At 56.6% G+C, this 17,564-nt stretch carries 19 protein-coding genes; 16 read left to right on the top strand and 3 right to left on the bottom strand.

Features of this window, described 5'->3' with window-relative positions:
* Nucleotides 1-38 precede the first annotated feature (38 nt).
* Both AC1RMF_RS07615 and AC1RMF_RS07610 read left to right on the top strand, forming a co-directional pair.
* Nucleotides 39-974: a recombination directionality factor gene (locus AC1RMF_RS07615; protein ID WP_493140944.1), complete on the top strand. Its 936-nt coding sequence runs from the start codon at nt 39-41 to the stop codon at nt 972-974.
* A 46-nt stretch (nt 975-1,020) separates the two neighbouring features.
* Entirely contained in the window at nt 1,021-1,653 is a 633-nt protein-coding gene (locus tag AC1RMF_RS07610; protein WP_493140942.1) for a hypothetical protein, read from the top strand.
* 1 nt (nt 1,654) lies between these two features.
* Here AC1RMF_RS07610 and AC1RMF_RS07605 read toward each other — a convergent pair whose 3' ends face one another.
* Complete coding sequence (locus tag AC1RMF_RS07605) at nt 1,655-1,981, bottom strand: helix-turn-helix domain-containing protein (protein WP_493140940.1); 327 nt, start codon at nt 1,979-1,981, stop codon at nt 1,655-1,657.
* 286 nt (nt 1,982-2,267) lie between these two features.
* Here AC1RMF_RS07605 and AC1RMF_RS07600 point away from each other — a divergent pair, with 286 nt between their 5' ends.
* Nucleotides 2,268-2,900: a hypothetical protein gene (locus AC1RMF_RS07600; protein WP_493140938.1), complete on the top strand. Its 633-nt coding sequence runs from the start codon at nt 2,268-2,270 to the stop codon at nt 2,898-2,900.
* Nucleotides 2,901-3,377: 477 nt separating this feature from the next.
* On the opposite strand, the gene AC1RMF_RS07595 is transcribed toward AC1RMF_RS07600, so the two are convergent.
* Nucleotides 3,378-3,833 carry a ferritin-like domain-containing protein gene (locus AC1RMF_RS07595; RefSeq protein ID WP_493140936.1) on the bottom strand — a complete coding sequence of 152 codons (456 nt, stop codon included), beginning with the start codon at nt 3,831-3,833 and terminating at the stop codon, nt 3,378-3,380.
* A gap of 384 nt (nt 3,834-4,217) precedes the next feature.
* On the opposite strand from AC1RMF_RS07595, the gene AC1RMF_RS07590 reads away from it, so the two are divergent.
* Genes AC1RMF_RS07590 through AC1RMF_RS07565 form a run of 6 tightly spaced genes read left to right on the top strand, consistent with a single transcriptional unit; the run spans nt 4,218 to nt 11,744 of the window.
* Nucleotides 4,218-5,606, top strand: coding sequence for a carbohydrate porin (locus tag AC1RMF_RS07590; RefSeq protein WP_493140934.1), 1,389 nt, complete (start codon nt 4,218-4,220; stop codon nt 5,604-5,606).
* A gap of 17 nt (nt 5,607-5,623) precedes the next feature.
* A complete protein-coding gene (locus tag AC1RMF_RS07585) occupies nt 5,624-6,772 on the top strand; it encodes an NHL repeat-containing protein (protein WP_493140932.1) in 1,149 nt (382 codons plus the stop codon).
* Complete coding sequence (gene efeB, locus AC1RMF_RS07580) at nt 6,769-8,022, top strand: iron uptake transporter deferrochelatase/peroxidase subunit (RefSeq protein ID WP_493140930.1); 1,254 nt, start codon at nt 6,769-6,771, stop codon at nt 8,020-8,022. Before AC1RMF_RS07585 ends, efeB begins: the two co-directional genes overlap by 4 nt.
* Nucleotides 8,023-8,064: 42 nt before the next feature.
* The gene (locus AC1RMF_RS07575; RefSeq protein WP_493140928.1) at nt 8,065-9,066 is read left to right on the top strand and encodes an extracellular solute-binding protein; all 1,002 of its coding nucleotides are present in this window, start codon (nt 8,065-8,067) and stop codon (nt 9,064-9,066) included.
* Nucleotides 9,067-9,076: 10 nt separating this feature from the next.
* Nucleotides 9,077-10,675: an ABC transporter permease gene (locus AC1RMF_RS07570; protein ID WP_493140926.1), complete on the top strand. Its 1,599-nt coding sequence runs from the start codon at nt 9,077-9,079 to the stop codon at nt 10,673-10,675.
* A gap of 13 nt (nt 10,676-10,688) precedes the next feature.
* The gene (locus AC1RMF_RS07565) at nt 10,689-11,744 is read left to right on the top strand and encodes an ABC transporter ATP-binding protein (protein ID WP_493140924.1); all 1,056 of its coding nucleotides are present in this window, start codon (nt 10,689-10,691) and stop codon (nt 11,742-11,744) included.
* 86 nt (nt 11,745-11,830) lie between these two features.
* On the opposite strand, the gene AC1RMF_RS07560 is transcribed toward AC1RMF_RS07565, so the two are convergent.
* Nucleotides 11,831-12,307, bottom strand: coding sequence for a hypothetical protein (locus AC1RMF_RS07560; RefSeq protein ID WP_493140922.1), 477 nt, complete (start codon nt 12,305-12,307; stop codon nt 11,831-11,833).
* Nucleotides 12,308-12,427: 120 nt separating this feature from the next.
* Between AC1RMF_RS07560 and AC1RMF_RS07555 the strand changes: the two genes are divergently transcribed.
* The 7 genes from AC1RMF_RS07555 (at nt 12,428) to AC1RMF_RS07525 (ending at nt 17,492) form a co-directional block, all read left to right on the top strand.
* On the top strand, nt 12,428-12,760 hold the full coding sequence (locus AC1RMF_RS07555) for a PepSY domain-containing protein (RefSeq protein ID WP_493140920.1): 333 nt from the start codon (nt 12,428-12,430) through the stop codon (nt 12,758-12,760).
* A 53-nt stretch (nt 12,761-12,813) separates the two neighbouring features.
* Nucleotides 12,814-13,410 (top strand): undecaprenyl-diphosphatase, encoded by a 597-nt coding sequence (locus AC1RMF_RS07550; protein ID WP_493140918.1) that lies wholly within the window; start codon nt 12,814-12,816, stop codon nt 13,408-13,410.
* 71 nt (nt 13,411-13,481) lie between these two features.
* Nucleotides 13,482-14,258, top strand: coding sequence for a COG4705 family protein (locus AC1RMF_RS07545; RefSeq protein ID WP_493140916.1), 777 nt, complete (start codon nt 13,482-13,484; stop codon nt 14,256-14,258).
* Between the two features lie 30 nt (nt 14,259-14,288).
* A complete protein-coding gene (locus AC1RMF_RS07540; RefSeq protein ID WP_493140914.1) occupies nt 14,289-14,714 on the top strand; it encodes a hypothetical protein in 426 nt (141 codons plus the stop codon).
* A gap of 61 nt (nt 14,715-14,775) precedes the next feature.
* A complete protein-coding gene (locus AC1RMF_RS07535) occupies nt 14,776-15,435 on the top strand; it encodes a response regulator transcription factor (RefSeq protein ID WP_493140912.1) in 660 nt (219 codons plus the stop codon).
* Nucleotides 15,414-16,754: an ATP-binding protein gene (locus AC1RMF_RS07530; RefSeq protein WP_493140910.1), complete on the top strand. Its 1,341-nt coding sequence runs from the start codon at nt 15,414-15,416 to the stop codon at nt 16,752-16,754. Before AC1RMF_RS07535 ends, AC1RMF_RS07530 begins: the two co-directional genes overlap by 22 nt.
* 45 nt (nt 16,755-16,799) lie before the next feature.
* Nucleotides 16,800-17,492 carry a phosphatase PAP2 family protein gene (locus tag AC1RMF_RS07525; RefSeq protein WP_493140908.1) on the top strand — a complete coding sequence of 231 codons (693 nt, stop codon included), beginning with the start codon at nt 16,800-16,802 and terminating at the stop codon, nt 17,490-17,492.
* Nucleotides 17,493-17,564: the final 72 nt, after the last annotated feature.

The following is a 17,564-nucleotide window of genomic DNA, read 5'->3' as shown; positions in this document are numbered from 1 at the left end:
TGGGGGCGGGCATGTGCTTTTGATACCAAGGATTTACCATGATCAAGGGATTTGCCATTACCCCGCCCGTGCTGGGGCGCATCTCCATCGGCAAGGTTGTTGAGCGCGAGGGCAAGCGATTGCCCGAGAAGGACGACCAGTTCACGATCTCGACTCAGGTGCAAATTCGGGGCGGCATCTGGCTGCAGCACCCGATGGATGAAACATTGCGCAAGGCCCAGGGCGGCAAGATTCGGTCCATTCCGGTGCGGGTAATGTTCGATGACCCGGACCTCAATTTCCGGGCAGCGTACACCGCGTTTGACAGAAGGACCGGCAGACAGGTGTGCAGCGGGGACGGGCAGACCTGCCAACGCCTGACGCACCAGGGGTTGGAGACACTGCCATGCCCCACACCGCAAGTGTGCACGTTTGGCGCAAACGGGGCCTGCAAACCCTATGGACGCCTAAACGTGACCCTGGGTGATGACGATGCCACGGGCAGCTTTGTGTTTCGCACCACGGGCTACAACTCGATTCGCACCCTGGCGGCGCGCTTGCAATACTTCAAAGCAATGTCTGGTGGAAAGCTCTCATGCCTACCGCTGGAACTGAAGCTCAGGGGCAAGTCCACCACGCAAAGCCACGGCACACCCATCTACTACGTGGACGCGACTTTGCGCTCTGGCCTTACAACCGAAGAGGCCCTGAACCAGGCCTCTGCATTGCATGCACAGCGCCAAGCTGCCGGGTTTGACCAGGCAGCGCTGGACGATGCGGCACGGCGAGGATTTGCCAATGGGTTCTTCACGGACACGGATGAGGACGCGTCTGCTGTTTTGGAGGAGTTCTACCCGGCACCAGACGGTCAACAGACCACAGCCCCCAGAACACCCAGAGCACACCGGACGCTCAAGGACAAGCTGGATGCAAAGACTGTGGCGTTGAAGAGTGGGGCTGGCAATGGTGCTGTAGCCACAGGAGGACCATCATGATGATGTGCTACCTCTCTGAAGGCACCCACACCGGCAAGGGGGATGTATGACCCAGTTGCTGCACATCTTTGCGAAGGGTCTGCGTTTTGACACGCTGGTGCAGTACCCCGTGTCGGGTGCTTCTGGACGCCGTTACCGCAATCTGCCATTGGGTAACCCGGTGTCTATGCAAACTTCTGACAGTGGGCCGTCCTGTCTGGCGCAGTGTGTGGCGGTGCTAGGGAGGCTTCCCTTTGACCAGGCCGCTGCGCATGTGTCCCGCTATAGCTTCACGCAAGACGGTCGCTGGATGGACGGTGCCCAGATGCATCTGGGTGAGGCGTCCATTCGCATGCGATTGGTGGAATCGGGGCAGACAAGCGCCATCGGCAGTGCTGCGGGCGCAGCGGTACAACATGGGCACATGTGCATGGTGCAGTGTTGCAGCGCAACTTCCAGCCTGTGGGCAACTGTCACGGGGGTGGAGATGGACTCCACTGCCGGCCACGTCCGCACCCTGCTCTTGCTGGACCCCACAGCCAGTGAACCCTGGGGAACCTGCCACAACACCCGGCTGGAACTGCTGGGGAAAGCGGGCCGTACGGTGCCTGCCTCTGCAGGACACGGGCTGCATTACCGGCACCTGGACGGCAAGGCCTCTGCGGTACGCCTGCAGGGGTTGCTCGTTCTGAGCCTGTGATTCAGCGCCGGGTGATGGCGTGCACTCGGACCGTGCGTGGTGAACGGGTGCGGGTGACATCCAGGCCGCGCCGCTGGGGCAGGTCCGGGTCCATGAGTTCGTGCGCGGGCACGCCAATGGCCTTGCACAAGCGTTCGACGTTATCTATGGCGATGTTTCGCTGCCCACGCTCCAGCGTTCCCACAAAGGCGCGGTCCAGCCCCGCTTCATCTGCCATGGCTTCCTGAGACATACCGGCGTTCACCCTCACTAGCCTGATATTTCGTGCAAAAACCTGGCGCAGCGACAGCTTGGCTGAGGAATTGGGACGGGGGGCCGCTTTGGACATTCCCCTGATCGTTACCAAAAGAGGTGTTTGATACCACGGTGTTTGAAACCCTTTATGATCTCCGAATGCAAGCTTTTGGGAGGGAGCCTGTCATCACCTGGCCTGCATTGGGACAACGGTATGCACCCCATGGCCTTCCCCCCGAAACGCACAGCAGCGCATTCGCTTTAACCAACCAACTCAACTTTTTTACTTTGAAGGACTATTCGAAATGGAAGACATAGACGTAACACAGCAACAAGACCAGAACCCAAAGGCCACGGTGGTTGTTTGGGGCATTGCCGCCATGGCGTTTGCGGCGCTGGCGGCCTATGCGATGTTTGTGAATCCGAAGTACAACTTTGGCTTTTTTTCGGCGGTGCTTTGCTTCATCGTCACGGCCATTGGCGGGACGATTGGAGCGCTGATTGGCAATGCGCTTTGCAACTTTGTGCGCCCTACTGCGGTGTGGACCACCGGTGGCTTCTTCAGCTTGCTGTGGATCAAGATATTTTGGCGGATGGGGCCGCAGGTCATTGGCTTGATCGTCGTGGGCGCTGCCTGCGGCGGGATGCTGATTCCGTACCTGAAGAACCCCGTTCCCTATCAGTACCCGCAGAGCATCGGCACCAATGTACCTGCGAACTTCAATCCAAACAGCTCCGCTCAAGCATCTGCCAATGGCAATGCTGGTGCAGCACAGGCCATGAGCCCATCTGCGCCAGTGCCAGCAACAACACCGGCACCAGCACCGACGGGCAAGCTGTCTGCTGCCGCCGAAAAAGCGATTTCCGAAGGGTTTGTTGAAATCAAAGACCCAAAAGTGGAGGCATGTACGGACGCCAGGCTCGCCGCCCTGCGCAAAGAAATTGGAGAAGAGGCCCTGATAACCTACAGCATGTACAACGAAGCGGCTGTGAAATGCGGCTTCAATCTGTAGGTCAACTCAAATGGCCGACGGGCGTGTCACTATTCCATCATGGTGACCACGCAAAGCTATCAAAAGCAAAGGCATGCTGCTGAGTCGCCCTTGGGTGTTGCTGGTGAGTGGGAGCAATAAAGCCCCCGTTCACTGGCAACACACAACAACAGATACTTTTTTTTGTTCAAGGCAAATTCGTTTCAAGGTATCCGGCACAAATTCACCGGTCGCGACTGTCTGGAACGGGCTGGGTGTGTGGGGGTCATGCATTCGCACCACTCGTGTTTCGAAAGCTGCTTCATCTCCCGCCGAAATTGAGTATGTAGGCTACCTACACCAGTACTGTCCGCCAGCAGATTCCTCGGGCATAGTAAATGCTGCACAATGCAGGTGGCGTCGTCATACGCAGACAGACTCGGCCACGGAAATTCTTGAAGATATCTATACGCGTGTTACATGCAGATCAGGTAGGTGCCACGGTGTAGCGGGTAGACACTATTCGCTAAATGGCTCCACATCGCCGGGCTTTCGCAGCATTTTGTTGACCTCGTCGAGATGAAGCTCCTCTTGAACAATCATCTCGCGAGCATATTCTTCCAGCAAAACGGAATCGCCTTCTGACACCTTGAGTAGTTCGTAATAGGCAGCCAAGGCATTCTTTTCGTGCTCCAAGCTCTCCCGCAAAATGTCACCGATGTCGTGCTTCTCGGTTTCGAGCAGCGCTCCAATCTTCAGAGAAGGATGACCGCCCAACAGCGTTACCAGCTCACCTGCTTTGTGGGCATGCCCGAGTCCTTCCACGGCATTCCCTTTAAGCCAGGAAACGATGGGGATACGGTTGTAGCCATAGACCATCAGCGCATAGTGCGTGTACTTCACTACCCCCGCCAACTCCAATTCCATGATCTGGTTAAGGACGTCAATAGCGGTTTGATTTTTTACGCCTGTCATACCCGTCTCCCAAGAAAAACTGGTCCCAAAAACTGAAATCAAGCAGTGTGCGCGGTGCGTACCGGGTCATTATGTTCCTGTTGCTGTTCTGAGTCACACGGAAAAGATTCGCTGAAGTCGACACCGCCCCCATGAAGTCTGCGTTGACGTATTGGACATCAATGCCGTCAGGCCTGCTGTTGGCAGTACCAATACAAAGTTGTGTAAAGCAACGTGTCGAGACGGTAACTGCGACAACTCAATCTATAATGCGAATCATTATCATTACGAATATCAACCGCACTCATGACCCCAATCACCGCCTTTCGTGCGCTGGCAGTCTGCATATCCGTCGGGTTGGCCGGCCAAGTCGCGCTCGCACAGGAAACGTCGTCTTCCGCTGCCGTGGCGAATGAACTCATCGTGCCTGCTGAGCTTCCAGAAAAAGACCTGGATATCAAGTCCGCTCCCGACAGTCAATGGACTGGGGTGTGGACCCGCACCAGCCTATTTGGAGATATTGGTGGACTGCGTAGTCAACTCGGGCGATCCGGAATCAGCCTGGGACTGACAGAAACCAGTGAGCTCCTGGGCACACTCAACGGTGGCCTCAAATCGGGTCAGGAGTACCACGGCGTCACCACACTAACAGTGGGCGTAGACACGCGACAAGCGGGCGCTTGGGACGGAGGCACTTTTAACGTCAGTGCACTGCAGATCCATGGTCGCCCATTCAGTGCTGACTATGTGGGCAGTCTGCAAACTGCAAGCGGTACAGAGACTTACCCTGGACTGCGACTGTGGGAGGCATGGTTCCAGCAGAAGATGTTGGACGACAAGGTGGATATCCGAATCGGGCAGCAAAGTATTGACCAGGAATTTATGGTCAGCCAGTACGCGGGCACCTTCATGGGAACGATGTTCGGCTGGCCTGCCGTTCCGTCTTATGACATGCCCGCCGGCGGCCCCGCCTTTCCCCTCTCGGGTTTAGGCGTTCGTTTACGTGCGAATTTGGGCCACTCAATCACCTTGTTGGCCGGCGCCTATGCCGGCAATCCGGCAAACAGCACCAGTGCCCAGGATCCCCAAAAGGTCAACGATACCGGTACTACCTTCAGCCTGTCCGGCGGTACGCTGTACATCGCTGAGCTGCAATTTGGCCGCAATCAACCAGAAATGGGGGAAATCGATACAGGTCATAAATCGGGGCTTCCTGGAACCTACAAGATAGGCGCCTGGTACCACGACGCCAGCTTTGCTGATACCGGATTGGACGCCAGTGGACTCTCATTAGCCGATCCGGCCAGCAGCGGAAATCCCATGCAGCACGCAGGCAACTACAGCTTCTATGCGGTGGCTGACCAAATGGTCTGGCGTGAAAGCGAAGATGGTTCAAGGGCTGTGAATGTGTTTGCTCGCGTAATGACCGCACCAGGCGACCGCAACCTGATCAGTTTGAGCGCCAACCTGGGAATCACCATGAATGCACCCTTCGATGGCCGTGACAACGATGTGGCAGGTCTGGGTATCGCTTATGTGCAAGTTGGCAACCATACGGTCGCGCTGGACAGGGATACCAACGCCTTCAATGGCACTAGCCAGCCCGTGCGGGATAGTGAGACTTTTCTTGAGGCCACTTACCAGTACCAAGTCACGCCTTGGTGGCAAGTACAGGGTTCTTTGCAGTACACGCTCAATCCAGGCGCAGGTGCTGTGAATCCCAACGACGCCTCACAGACCAGCCCAATCCCCAACGCATGGGTCCTGGGTCTGCGCACCAACATTACCTTTTGAGACTTCGGAGTTTGACCATGCGTTTTTTAGATTCAATATGCCAACGTTTTGGCAACGCCAAGCGCCTACTTGTTAATGCAGCTTTTCTAGTAGCCGTCGCGCCATTGGCCCACGCTGAAGGCCCCCAGGGATTTTTAGAAACCATCCACAAACACACGCCATTGGCATCGATGGTGCCCGACAACGGTGACCAAAACCCCTATGCTGTGGTCGTCGCACCCGTGAGCTCCGGGCTATTCCAACGCGGCGACGTGTTGGTTGACAACTTCAACAATGCGGCCAATCTGCAAGGATTGGGCACGACCATTGTGATCTATAGCCCCATCAGCAAAAAGATGTCCTTGTTCGCGCAATTGCCACGTGACCTTGCAGGCTGTCCAGGTGGTGTCGGATTGGGGACTGCCATGACGGTGCTCAAAAGTGGCTGGGTGATCGTAGGTAGCACGCCCAGCAACGATGGCACCACCGACACCAAGGGGGCGGGTTGCCTCATCGTGCTGGATTCCAACGGAAAAGTTGCAGATGTCTGGGCGGGTCCGAACATCAACGATCCGTGGGGAAATATGGCGGTCATTGACAACGGATCCACGGCCACGCTGTTCGTGAGCAACGCCGGTTTTGGTGTGGGCAGCTCCAAGGGGACGCCACCGGTGGTGAACCAGTCAACGGTGCTTCGCATTGAGCTAGCCATCCCAGAAGGTCAGAAGCCTCGCATTGAGAATCAAACGGTGGTGGCCAGTGGCTTTGGTGCACAAGCCGACAAGGGGGTGTTTTTGATCGGGCCGACCGGACTGGCGCTAGGAAGAGACGACAAGCTATATGTATCTGACGCCTTGGGTAACCGTATCAGCGAAATCTGGGAAGCCACCACCCGTACCACCAGTGCCGGTATCGGTCGCACATTGACCCATGACGGGCTATTGCTTCGGCCGCTGGCGATGACCAATGTGCCCAATGGCCACTTGTTGGTTGTCAATGGCAGCAACGGCAAAGTGGTGGAAATTGACCCGGAAACTGGAACGCAAATTTACGCCCAGTGGATTGACAACAACAAAGCACAAACGCCTCCAGGCAACGGCGATCTCTTCGGTATCGCCATGAATTTGGAGGGAACGGCTTTTTACTATGTCGAAGATGAGGTCAACATGCTGGTGATTGCCAAATGAACGACACCAACCAACTCAATCTGACACGCCGAGGCCTCTTGGGTAGCAGCCTTGCTGCTGCGGCCGGTGCGACCTTGTCCATGACCGCCGCTCCTGCGGCGGTCGCGGCAGCACCTACAACCACGTCAAAAGTGGAGCCATTTTGGGGACCACACCAGAGTGGCATTCTGACGTCGCAACAGGCGCACATCTACTTTGTGGCACTCGACCTGACTACCGAAAAACGCAGTGACCTGGTTACCCTCATGAAGCGCTGGACTTTAGCCTCGCAGCGCATGGCTAAAGGCGACACAGGGCTTGCTTTAAAGGACGATCTGGACGCGGCTCCGGTTGATTCTGCAGAAACCGTGGGACTTGCACCCGCTCGTCTCACCATTACCTTTGGCTTTGGGCCCGGCATGTTCACGCGCGACGGTGTAGATCGTTATGGACTTGCAAATAAGCGGCCAGCAGCCTTGGTTGATCTGCCCAAATTCAACGGCGACCAGCTCATCCCTGAGCGTTGTGGTGGTGACATTTCCATCCAGGCCTGCGCGGATGACCCACAAGTGGCGTTCCTCGCAGTACGTCAGCTCATCAATATGGCCGATGGGGTGGCCACTCTGCGCTGGATGCAGTCCGGTTTCGTGAGCGGGGACCGTAACCTGATGGGTTTTAAGGACGGAACCAACAACCCCTCAGTAAAAGATCCAGCTCTGATGAACACGCACGTCTGGGTCGGCACCGAGGGCGGCTGGATGCAAAACGGCTCTTACCAAGTCGTACGAAAAATTCGCATTGCACTGGAACACTGGGACCGCACCAAGCTTGGGTTCCAAGAGGAGGTCGTTGGTCGTCACAAAATGAGTGGTGCACCCTTGGGCAAAAAGCACGAGCATGACGCGCTCGATCTGGATGCGAAAAATGCAGATGGAGAGCTTGTGATTCCGGAAACTGCGCACGCGCGGGTGGCATCGCATCAACAAAACGATGGTGCACAAATGTTACGCCGGGGCTATTCCTACAACGATGGCGCAAGCGCCTATGCAGAACGCTGGCCACCATGGCGCCAAGGCATCCTGTATGACGCGGGGCTCTTCTTTGCCGCATACCAAAGAGATCCGCGAACCAGCTTCATCCGTGTGAATCAGGCACTGTCCATGCAGGACATGATGAACCAGTACACCACGCATGTGGGTAGTGGCATCTTTGCATGCCCTCCAGGTGCCAAAGAAGGTAGCTACATCGGAGCACCTCTGTTTGAGTCTTAACGAGCTTGTCGCATTGCAAAAATTTGAAATGGATATTTGAAAATGAAAAAGATACTTTTAACGGCAGCCTTCGGGGTGACTACGCTGCTTCAGTCGACTCTGACCCATGCTGAGACGCTGATTTTGTACAGCGCACAACATCCCCAGACGGTCAAAGTGTTGGCAGCAGATTTTCAAAAGCAAAGTGGCATTACCGTCAAGATTCGCTCCGGCGAAGGACCAGCCCTGACGGCCCAGTTGGTAGCCGAAGGCAAGGCCTCGCCTGCTGATGTCTATTTGGCATCCAATTCACCTGAATTGATGCAACTTGAAGGCCGAGACATGTTGAGCCCGGTAGCATCCTCGACGCTTGCAGACATCCCGGCCCAATTCAGTTCAGCCAAAGGTCAATGGGTGGGAGTCATGGCGCGCGAGAACGTGTTGGTCTACAACCTCAAACTAGCGAATGCCGACAGCTTGCCCGCTTCATTGATGGACCTGTCTGGCCCAGCTTGGAAAGGCAAACTTGCCATTGCCCCTTCTGACGGTGACTTCCTGCCTTTGGTCAGTGCCGTACTGGCCCTCAAGGGTGAGCCTGCTACTCTTGCCTGGCTCAAAGGCCTGCGATCCAACGCACAAATGTTCGACGACAACGAAGGCGTCGCGGCGGCAGTCAATCGCGGCTCCGTCGCGGTGGGGGTGCTCAATAGCTACTACTGGGCGCGTTTGAAAACCGAATTGGGGGACAAAGGCATGTTCAGCGCGCTGCACCATTTCGGCAATGGCGATGTAGGCGCCCTGATCAATGTCTGTGGGGCGGGTGTACTTAAAAGCTCGAAAAACAATGAAGCGGCACAAAAGTTTCTGGCTTATCTGATTAGCGAACGCGCCCAGACACTCTTTGCCTCCAACAGCATTACCTATGAGTATCCCTTGCGCCCTGGTACCACGTCGTCAAAGTTGCTCAAACCCTTCAAGGACTTGAATCCGCCCCAACTTAGTGTCGAAAAATTGGGCGACAACAGCCAGGCAGCGCGCCTCTTGCGGGCGGCGGGATTGCTGTAGCCCTCCTCCGATGTCCTCTTCAACGGACGCCACGCCAGCGTATAGGGTGTCTACACGCAAAATTCCACTCAACCTGATCGTGGTCAGCGTGGCCATTGCCATGCTGATTTTCATTCCTCTGGCGATGACGTTGTGGCGGGCCATGGATTTCGGTTGGGCGACGACCGTGGAACTCCTGTGGCGCCCAATCGTCTTGTCTTTGGCCACCAACACGCTGCTCATCACACTGAGCGCGCCGCTGGTTTGTGCGGTGCTGGGAACCGCTTGTGCTTGGTGCATCGAGCGCACCCATCTGCCTGGGCGTCGTCTATGGGGTGTCCTGGTGGCTGTCCCACTGGCCATTCCCCCGTTCATTACCAGTTACGCGTGGGTGTCGATCAGCAACAGCTTGCAAGATTTCGCAGGCGCCTTGCTAGTCGTTTCCAGTGCTTATTTTCCTCTGGTGTATCTGCCCGTCGCGGCTGCCTTGCGCAATCTGGATCCGGCACTGGAAGAGTCCGCTAGAAGCCTCGGATTAGGAAAACTCGCCTGCTTTCGCCGCGTCATATTGCCGCAATTGAAGCCTGCACTGCTTGGCGGAATGCTTTTGGTGGCACTGGGAACTCTCTCAGAGTTCGGTGCGTTTGCACTGCTGCGCTTTCATACCTTCACAACCGAGATATTTGCAGAATACCGCGTCGGCTTTGATGGTTCCGGTGCTGCCATGCTCTCCGGTGTTCTCATGGTCCTGTGCTTGGTCTGCTTGGCTGCGGAGCACCGTGCACACGGTCATGCGCGCTACGAACGGCTGGGGCAAGGCGTCCGGCGCGCATTGCCACGTGTTGAATTGGGAGCTTGGACTTGGCCGGTGTTGTGCGCATGGATGTTGCTGGTTGTCGTCACACTTGCTGTACCACTGGGAACTATTGGTTTTTGGATGTTGCAACATGGCGAGGCAGCCGTAACGCCCGCCGAGGTGTCACCGCAACTGCTGCTGGAGGCAACCCTCTCGTCTGTTGGGCTTGGGCTTGCCGGAGCGCTACTGACTATCGTACTGGCCATTCCTATCGGGTTTCTCATGGCCAGGTACCCCGGACGACTGTCAACGCTGGTGGAGCGCGTCGTCTTTATGGCGCAGGGCATTCCCGGAGTTGTCATTGCACTGGCACTGGTGTCCCTGACCATCCATTTTTTGACGCCTCTATACCAGTCAACGTTTCTACTGGTGGTAGCCTACTCCACCCTGTTTCTCCCATTAGCACTCGTCAGCGTCAAAGCTTCCCTTTTGCAAGCAGAAGAGCGATTGGAGCATGTGGGGCGCTCGCTAGGGCTAACCCGTTTGGGCGTCTTGCTGCGTGTGGTATTGCCGATTGCCGCGCCCGGCCTGGGAGCGGCCGCGTGTATGGTGTTCATTGCCGTGGTGACGGAATTGACCGCTACGCTGATGCTCGCTCCCATTGGGACTGACACGCTGGCGACTCAGATTTGGGCAGATACATCCGCATTGGCATTTGCGGCGGCCGCACCCTATGCTGCGATTTTGGTCACTATTTCACTGGCATCGGCCTGGGCCCTGACGGCTTTTGCCGGCAGAAGCGCTGTTCTGAACAACGTGCATATTTTTGAATAAAAACAGGATCGCGATGGCAGAACTACACATCCAGGGCTTGGCGAAATACTTCGGAACTGCGCCAATTTTGAAGAATCTTGATCTGCACGTGACATCTGGTAGTTTGACAGCGATTTTGGGACCGTCAGGCACTGGAAAGTCGACGTTACTGCGCATGGTGTGCGGTTTTGAGCGTGCAGATGCTGGCACCATTTCAATCGCAGGAAACGTGGTCAGCGCGCCCCATGTCCATGTGCCACCGGAGCAACGCCATATCGGTTACGTTGCGCAGGAGGGCGCTCTGTTTCCTCATTTGTCAGTAGCCGACAATATCGTGTTTGGACTTGCGCGCGCAGAGCGCCGCGCACGCCACCGGGTCCATGAGTTGTTGGAACTGGTCGGTTTGCCGATCCACTTTGCCGACCGTGCGCCCCAGCAGCTCTCAGGCGGGCAGCAGCAGCGCGTGGCGTTGGCTAGAGCTTTGGCACCGAATCCTGCATTGGTTTTGTTGGATGAGCCTTTTTCCGCGCTTGACGCGTCACTTCGGGCAGAGACCCGCAGCGCAGTAGCTAAGGCGCTGCAGGAGGCTGGAGCTACGGCCTTGTTGGTGACGCACGATCAATCGGAAGCTCTCTCGATGGGCCACCAGGTGGCAGTACTGTTGGATGGAAAGTTGCTTCAAATCGATACGCCTCAAGCCATTTACCGCAGGCCTTGTACTGAAGATCTGGCAAGGTTTGTTGGCGAAGCGGTGCTTCTGCCAGGAACCTCGCAGAAGGGAACTATTCGGTGCGCGCTAGGGACTTTGAAGGCGATGCCAGGCACACCCGACGGCAGTGTTCTCATGCTTGTTCGCCCAGAGCAAATTCGTGTTCGACCAGATGACGCAGCGCCCGGCCCTGATCAAATCAGGCCCATGGTGGCCCGAACGATAAGTGTCTCTTTCAATGGTCATGATGCATTGGTCCGTCTACAGCTCCTGGTAAATGGCGTTGTGGTCACAGCTCGATTGCCGGGATATATGTCTCCCGCAGTCGGTGATGAAGTGATTCTGAGCGTCGAAGGTGAAGTCACCGCATTTTCTCAATAACGACAAACCTCATACCCGCCGTAAACAGTACTGCCTGAACGGGGTCGTGGCAATGTTTTGCGTGAGCCCTATCGACACGCAATGCTTCAATGCATGTCCTGCGAACGTCGGTATCCTTCGACGATTGCCGATGCCAATTCGGCCTTGTCGGCTAGCTGCATCTGCTGCTCATGAAGTACCAGAAGCGTATTCACATAGGCGGCATCTTGCGTATCAAGGCTATAGGAAACACCATCAATTGCCCGAAGTCGGCATGCAAGTATGGTGTCCAATGCTGTATGGAAGTCGTCCATCAAGTCAACGCCATATCCTTGCTCGGCCAAAACTACGCCCGCGTAGGCGGTGACGACCAGTTCTCTGAAGTGCTCAAACTCCCCCTCGCCGTTGGTCAGCGCATACAGTGCCTTACGACCCGCCAAGCCAATGCGTGTCTGGGTCTCCTGTGAAACTGGATCCTTCGCCAGTGCACGCCAGACTGGGTTTGCAGTTAGAAGCACCAAGTTACGAGTATCAGCACCAAGTTTGCCTGTCTTGTGCTTCTTTTGGGTTCTTTTAAAAGCCATTTAATCTCCCAATCACCCATCGGTATAACATGTCAGCCTAGACTACTCAGTGTCAGCTAAGTCTGGGCTCATATTCTCCGGATCACGCAAATACCTGCGTGTTCCTCAACGGAGAATGCCATGCTTAACTACACCAAGATTGGCCTTTCGGTCACGGTTTTACTGGCGCTAGCTGCCACTGCCTACGCGACAAACACTGCACAGAACGATGCCAAAAGCATCGAACTGGCCAAGGTGTCCATGACCCAGGCGATTGCAGTCGCAGAGCAGGCGGGCCGTGGCAAAGCATCACACGCGGAGTACGAGAAGACTGTATCGGGTTGGGCGTACGACGTCGAGGTGGTCAGCGATGCCAAGGTCTTTGATATCCGCGTTGACGCTGACAAGGGAACCGTTCTTTCATTTGCTGAAGACCGCGTGGACCTAGACGATGGCACCGACCAAGCAGACTGATCCATTGCGCCCCCCAAAGAGCATCAGTCTCAGGATGGGGCGAACCCAACACCATGCAAGAACTCAATGTATCGCTTTTTCTGCTGCTCAATGCACCGGCCAACCCCAATGCCAATGTCCTGCTGCTTGCAAAGTTTCTGGCCGAACAGATGATCTGGTTGGCGCCGTTGGTGTTACTTGTGGGCTGGATGCTGGGCGATGAGATACTTCGCAAGCTGATGCTAGTGGCCACCGCCTCGGGCCTGTCTGGACTGTTGATGGCCCAAGGCATGGGACTTATGTGGAATCATCCACGTCCATTTGCAATGGAGCTCGGTCACCAGCTTATTCCCCACGTGGCCGACTCTTCTTTTCCGAGCGACCACTTGACGCTGATGTGGAGCATAGCGTTCAGCTTCTTGTGGCACCAGCGGCTTCGCCTTGCAGGTAAGGTGTTTGCCCTGCTAGGCTTGCCCATGGCCTGGGCGCGCATTTACCTGGGCGTGCACTTCCCGCTGGATATGGTGGGTGCGGCACTGGTTGCAGGTTTTTGTGCCTACCTGTGCTTTCGTCAAGAGCGCTGGTTTGTGGGGCCGATGTACCGCTGCGCCTCGGCCTTGCACCAAATCCTCTTTGCTCCGCTGATCCGGCGCGGCTGGATACGCGGCTGAGCTTGCTAAGCCTAGCCTAAGTCTGCGTTGGCAAATTCAGTCCAAGTACCGTATTCAAATCACCAATCAATATGAAACATCTCCTCAACATCAGTGCTGAGTCCCTCAACAAAGTTCCCGCCGTTGTGCTGAGCTTCTGGCTTATCAAGATCATGACTACCACGGTGGGGGAGACGGTCGCCGACTATTTGGCGGTGGACGCCGGCTTTGGCCAGACCAGTACCCGCATCGCCATGCTGGGTGCACTGGCCTGCTCTCTATTTTTACAAATGCGCTCCAGTCGCTGCCATCCGGTGCTGTACTGGCTGACTGTGGTGCTGGTTAGCGTGGTGGGAACCCAAATTACAGACGCGCTTACCGATGGGCTGGGCGTGAGCCTGTATGTGAGCACGGCGGTGTTCCTGGCTTTGCTGTTGCTGACCTTTGGGCTCTGGTACCGCAACGAAGGCACGCTATCGATCAACAGCGTCGATAGTCGCAAGCGGGAGACCTACTATTGGCTAGCCATTCTGTGCACCTTTGCCCTGGGAACGGCTGCCGGAGACCTGGCGACCGAGGCCGTGGGCCTGGGATTTCAGCTGGGTGTGGGAGTTTTCAGCGCGTTGATCGCACTGGCCTATGTTGCCTATCGAATGGGCGCACAGCCAGTGCTGGTCTTCTGGATCGCCTATATCTTGACCCGACCATTGGGGGCGGCGCTGGGTGACTGGCTGTCGCAAGCCAGAGAGTACGGTGGCCTGGGTCTGGGCGCGCAATGGACGAGCGTAATATTCCTTTCGGCAATCGCCACCCTGGTCGCCATGGCTCAACGCCGATCTCTGAATTCCGGTCTGCTGACCAGCAGTTGAAGAAACTATTCACCGCAACTTTTTTAGTTTATGAAGCGATCGAACCAATATTCCACCATTGGCAACATGTGTGCATCAGTTGCCCTCACCCTGCTTGCCCTTGGCACGTCCTACCTGCTTCCGGTTTTGAGCGGAGATTTGTCAGTAGCATTGGCTGGCCCCGTATCCAAGCTAGGCAATCTGGCGAACTTTCGTAGCGTCGCTGCCGATGTGGCCTTGCGGGTCGACAAAGGGGATCTCGCTGGTGCGAAGTCTCGCATCAAAGACTTGGAAATTGCGTGGGATTCGGCTGAGGCCGGACTCAAGCCGCGCGCGGCGGCTGACTGGCATGTGATCGACAGGAGTCTAGACCGCGCCCTGGAGGCCTTGCGAGCCGGTACGCCGGTGGCGGCCAATTGCAAGGCGGCTATGGCTGAGCTGCTGCGGCTGATGGACCAGATGGCTGGCTTGACCTGAGGCACTGCTCCCTTTTGGGTTTATCGTAGGGCCGTACAGGGTTATTTTTCAGGCTTCTTATATGCGCGTGTTGCTGGTAGAAGACGACCGCATGATTGGTGCGGCAGTCGAGCAGGCCTTGAAGGATGCGTCCTACGCCGTGGACTGGGTGCGTGATGGACAAAGTGCCCTCCATACTCTATCCAGTCAGACTTATGGCGCCGTGCTGCTGGACTTGGGCTTACCCAAACGCGATGGTATGGAAGTACTGCATCAGCTGCGCGCCGGAGACAACCCGGTGCCTGTGCTGGTCATCACTGCGCGCGACACGCTGGCTGACCGCATTGGTGGGTTAGACGCGGGGGCCGACGACTATGTGCTCAAGCCGTTTGAGATGGGCGAGGTGCTGGCACGCATGCGCGCCATCGTCCGTCGCCGCGGCGGCGTTGCCGGCCCCGTTCTATCCAATGGTGTGTTGGCGCTGGACCCAGCAACTAAGGAAGTCCACCTGGATGGCAAGCTATGCCGGTTGTCCAGTCGGGAGTTTTCCTTGTTGCGGGCCCTGTTAGGGCGTCCCGGCGCCATTCTGTCGAGGGCCGAACTAGAAGACCGCATTTACGGCTGGAATGAGGAGGTTGAGAGCAATGCTGTCGAGTTCCTAATTCACGCACTGCGCAAGAAGCTTGGCAGCGATGTCATAAAAAACGTCAGGGGTATGGGATGGATGGTCGACAAGGGCTGATCGACAGTTCACTACAGTTCAAGCTTTCGGCTTGGCTTGCCATGGTGATTGGGGGCGTGGCCCTGGCCGCCGGAGTTTTTTCCTATGGCTCGGCCTTTAACGAGGCCAATGAACTGCAGGACGATCAGCTGCGGCAGATCGCCGCCATGGTACGTCGCCAGCACGTGGCGCTGGCGCCGCCAGCCGAGCCCGTGGATGCCCCTGATGTCGACCCCGAGTCCCTGGTTGTAGTTCAGGTGCTGGCCCGACCCGGCCAGTCGCCTTTGAATGTGTCCGGCACAGCTGTGGCCTTCCGCGCGGACATGGAAGACGGTGTGCAAACCGTCAACGTGGAACGGCAGGACTGGCGCGTGGTGGTGGAAACACTAACGTCGGGCACGCGCTTTGTAGTGGGACAAAGAACCAGTGCGCGCGACCAAATCGCGCGCGATAGCGCTCTGCGGGCGGTGCTGCCCTTTGTTGTGTTGATCCCCCTGCTGCTGCTGCTGGTGCGGGCTCTGATTCGCACCATGCTTAAGCCGGTCAAGGCACTGGCGCACGACATAGACCAGCGCGAGCAGGATGACTTACGGACCATGAGCGAGGCCGACATACCTACGGAAATCCGGCCTTTTGTTGTGGCCATCAACCGCCTGCTGTCGCGCGTTGCGCAGGCCATGGCCGGCCAGCGCCGTTTCCTAGCGGACGCTGCACACGAGTTGAGAACACCGCTGACTGCCCTATCGTTGCAAGCCGAGCTGCTGGGGGCTACCGACATGTCTGCACAGGCTAGGCAACGTCTGGTCGTTTTGCAAGGTGGCCTGCTGCGTTCGCGCCAATTGTTGGACCAATTGCTGGCATTGGCGCGTGCCCAGGATAGTCCGCAACAGCCAATGCAGCCAGTCTCAGTACGCACGGTCTATTTGCGCGTTGCCGAGGACCTGATGCCCTTGGCTCGTGCCAAAGGCATTGATCTGGGAATGGTAGGCGAGCAGGATTACACCGTTTTGGCCACCGAGGTGGATATGTTCACCCTGGTGAAGAACTTGGTGGACAACGCCATTCGCTACACCCCGCCAGGAGGCAAAATCGATTTGTCTGTGCGCCAGATTCAGGGCCGCACGGCGTTGCTGATTTCCGACACTGGTCCAGGTATTGCCGAGGACGAGCGTACGCGCGTATTCGATCCTTTCTACCGCGTGCTGGGCAATGAGGAAATGGGCTCAGGCCTGGGTCTGTCGATCGTGCTAACCATTGTCCAGCGTTTAGGGGCTCAAATTCAATTGGAACATGCCAAAGCTGGGGAAATGACTGGCCTGCGTGTCGTGGTTTCGTTTTGAACTCACCCTATGGTTGGCCTAAGTCCAGAGCTCTACAGTGCGCCCATGTCCAACCTATCACTGCGCTATTTCAGACCCGATGAAGCCAATCGCGTCTATGGAACCTTTGTTTTCGCCTCCGTGCTTCTGGCCCTGATCCCTACCTTCTGGGGCTCGCTCGACTTGCAGGTGGCGCGACTTTTTTTCTCTCCCACAGCGAACGGTGCCAGCAGATGGTGGTGGGTGCAGATGTTGAATGACTATACGCCGACTCTCTTCAGAGGCTTGGTACTGGTCTGCGTACTTCTGTGGCTGGTGGCCTGTTTACAGGTTCGCTGGAAGCGCTGGAGATTGCCTTTGGCATTTATGGCACTTGCAGGAATTGCCGGGCCGGGTCTAGCAGTCAATGGCATCGTCAAGCCGCTATGGGAGCGTGCGCGTCCCTCTCAAATACAGGAGTTTGGTGGCACACAGCAGTTCTCCAAGGTGGGCGTCTTTGCCGAGGAATGCAGCAAGGATTGCTCCTTTGTCAGCGGCCACGCTGCCTGTGGTTTCTTCTTTAGCAGCCTGTGTCTGGTATTTCGCAAGCGCCGCGCGGTATGGATGGCGCTCGGCATTCTGGCGGGTGCCACCATTGGCTTTGCCCGTATCAGCGGCATGCACCATTGGCTGAGTGACGTATTGTGGGCGTTTCCAGTTACCTTGCTCAGCAGTTGGGCGGTGTGGTCGCTATTGCGCACATTCGAGCCAAAAGTCTGACCGTACTGCAACGCATGGTGCTGTATCCGCATTCCTGATCTAGGTCCGTTTCGGCAATTTGAGCGCCACTTT

The organism is Rhodoferax sp. GW822-FHT04A08 (assembly GCF_058801025.1).
The sequence above is the reverse complement of the archived record's forward strand: the minus strand, read 5'-3'. Positions and strand labels throughout refer to the sequence as shown.

Bases quoted from the DNA above. Each gene is read 5' to 3' on its own strand.
- AC1RMF_RS07615 (WP_493140944.1), top strand. From the start codon at position 39: ATGATCAAGGGATTTGCCATTACCCCGCCCGTGCTGGGGCGCATCTCC.
- AC1RMF_RS07610 (WP_493140942.1), top strand. From the start codon at position 1,021: ATGACCCAGTTGCTGCACATCTTTGCGAAGGGTCTGCGTTTTGACACG.
- AC1RMF_RS07605 (WP_493140940.1), bottom strand. From the start codon at position 1,981: ATGTCCAAAGCGGCCCCCCGTCCCAATTCCTCAGCCAAGCTGTCGCTG.
- AC1RMF_RS07600 (WP_493140938.1), top strand. From the start codon at position 2,268: ATGGCGTTTGCGGCGCTGGCGGCCTATGCGATGTTTGTGAATCCGAAG.
- AC1RMF_RS07595 (WP_493140936.1), bottom strand. From the start codon at position 3,833: ATGACAGGCGTAAAAAATCAAACCGCTATTGACGTCCTTAACCAGATC.
- AC1RMF_RS07585 (WP_493140932.1), top strand. From the start codon at position 5,624: ATGCGTTTTTTAGATTCAATATGCCAACGTTTTGGCAACGCCAAGCGC.
- efeB (WP_493140930.1), top strand. From the start codon at position 6,769: ATGAACGACACCAACCAACTCAATCTGACACGCCGAGGCCTCTTGGGT.
- AC1RMF_RS07575 (WP_493140928.1), top strand. From the start codon at position 8,065: ATGAAAAAGATACTTTTAACGGCAGCCTTCGGGGTGACTACGCTGCTT.
- AC1RMF_RS07570 (WP_493140926.1), top strand. From the start codon at position 9,077: ATGTCCTCTTCAACGGACGCCACGCCAGCGTATAGGGTGTCTACACGC.
- AC1RMF_RS07565 (WP_493140924.1), top strand. From the start codon at position 10,689: ATGGCAGAACTACACATCCAGGGCTTGGCGAAATACTTCGGAACTGCG.
- AC1RMF_RS07560 (WP_493140922.1), bottom strand. From the start codon at position 12,307: ATGGCTTTTAAAAGAACCCAAAAGAAGCACAAGACAGGCAAACTTGGT.
- AC1RMF_RS07555 (WP_493140920.1), top strand. From the start codon at position 12,428: ATGCTTAACTACACCAAGATTGGCCTTTCGGTCACGGTTTTACTGGCG.
- AC1RMF_RS07550 (WP_493140918.1), top strand. From the start codon at position 12,814: ATGCAAGAACTCAATGTATCGCTTTTTCTGCTGCTCAATGCACCGGCC.
- AC1RMF_RS07545 (WP_493140916.1), top strand. From the start codon at position 13,482: ATGAAACATCTCCTCAACATCAGTGCTGAGTCCCTCAACAAAGTTCCC.
- AC1RMF_RS07540 (WP_493140914.1), top strand. From the start codon at position 14,289: ATGAAGCGATCGAACCAATATTCCACCATTGGCAACATGTGTGCATCA.
- AC1RMF_RS07535 (WP_493140912.1), top strand. From the start codon at position 14,776: ATGCGCGTGTTGCTGGTAGAAGACGACCGCATGATTGGTGCGGCAGTC.
- AC1RMF_RS07530 (WP_493140910.1), top strand. From the start codon at position 15,414: ATGGATGGTCGACAAGGGCTGATCGACAGTTCACTACAGTTCAAGCTT.
- AC1RMF_RS07525 (WP_493140908.1), top strand. From the start codon at position 16,800: ATGTCCAACCTATCACTGCGCTATTTCAGACCCGATGAAGCCAATCGC.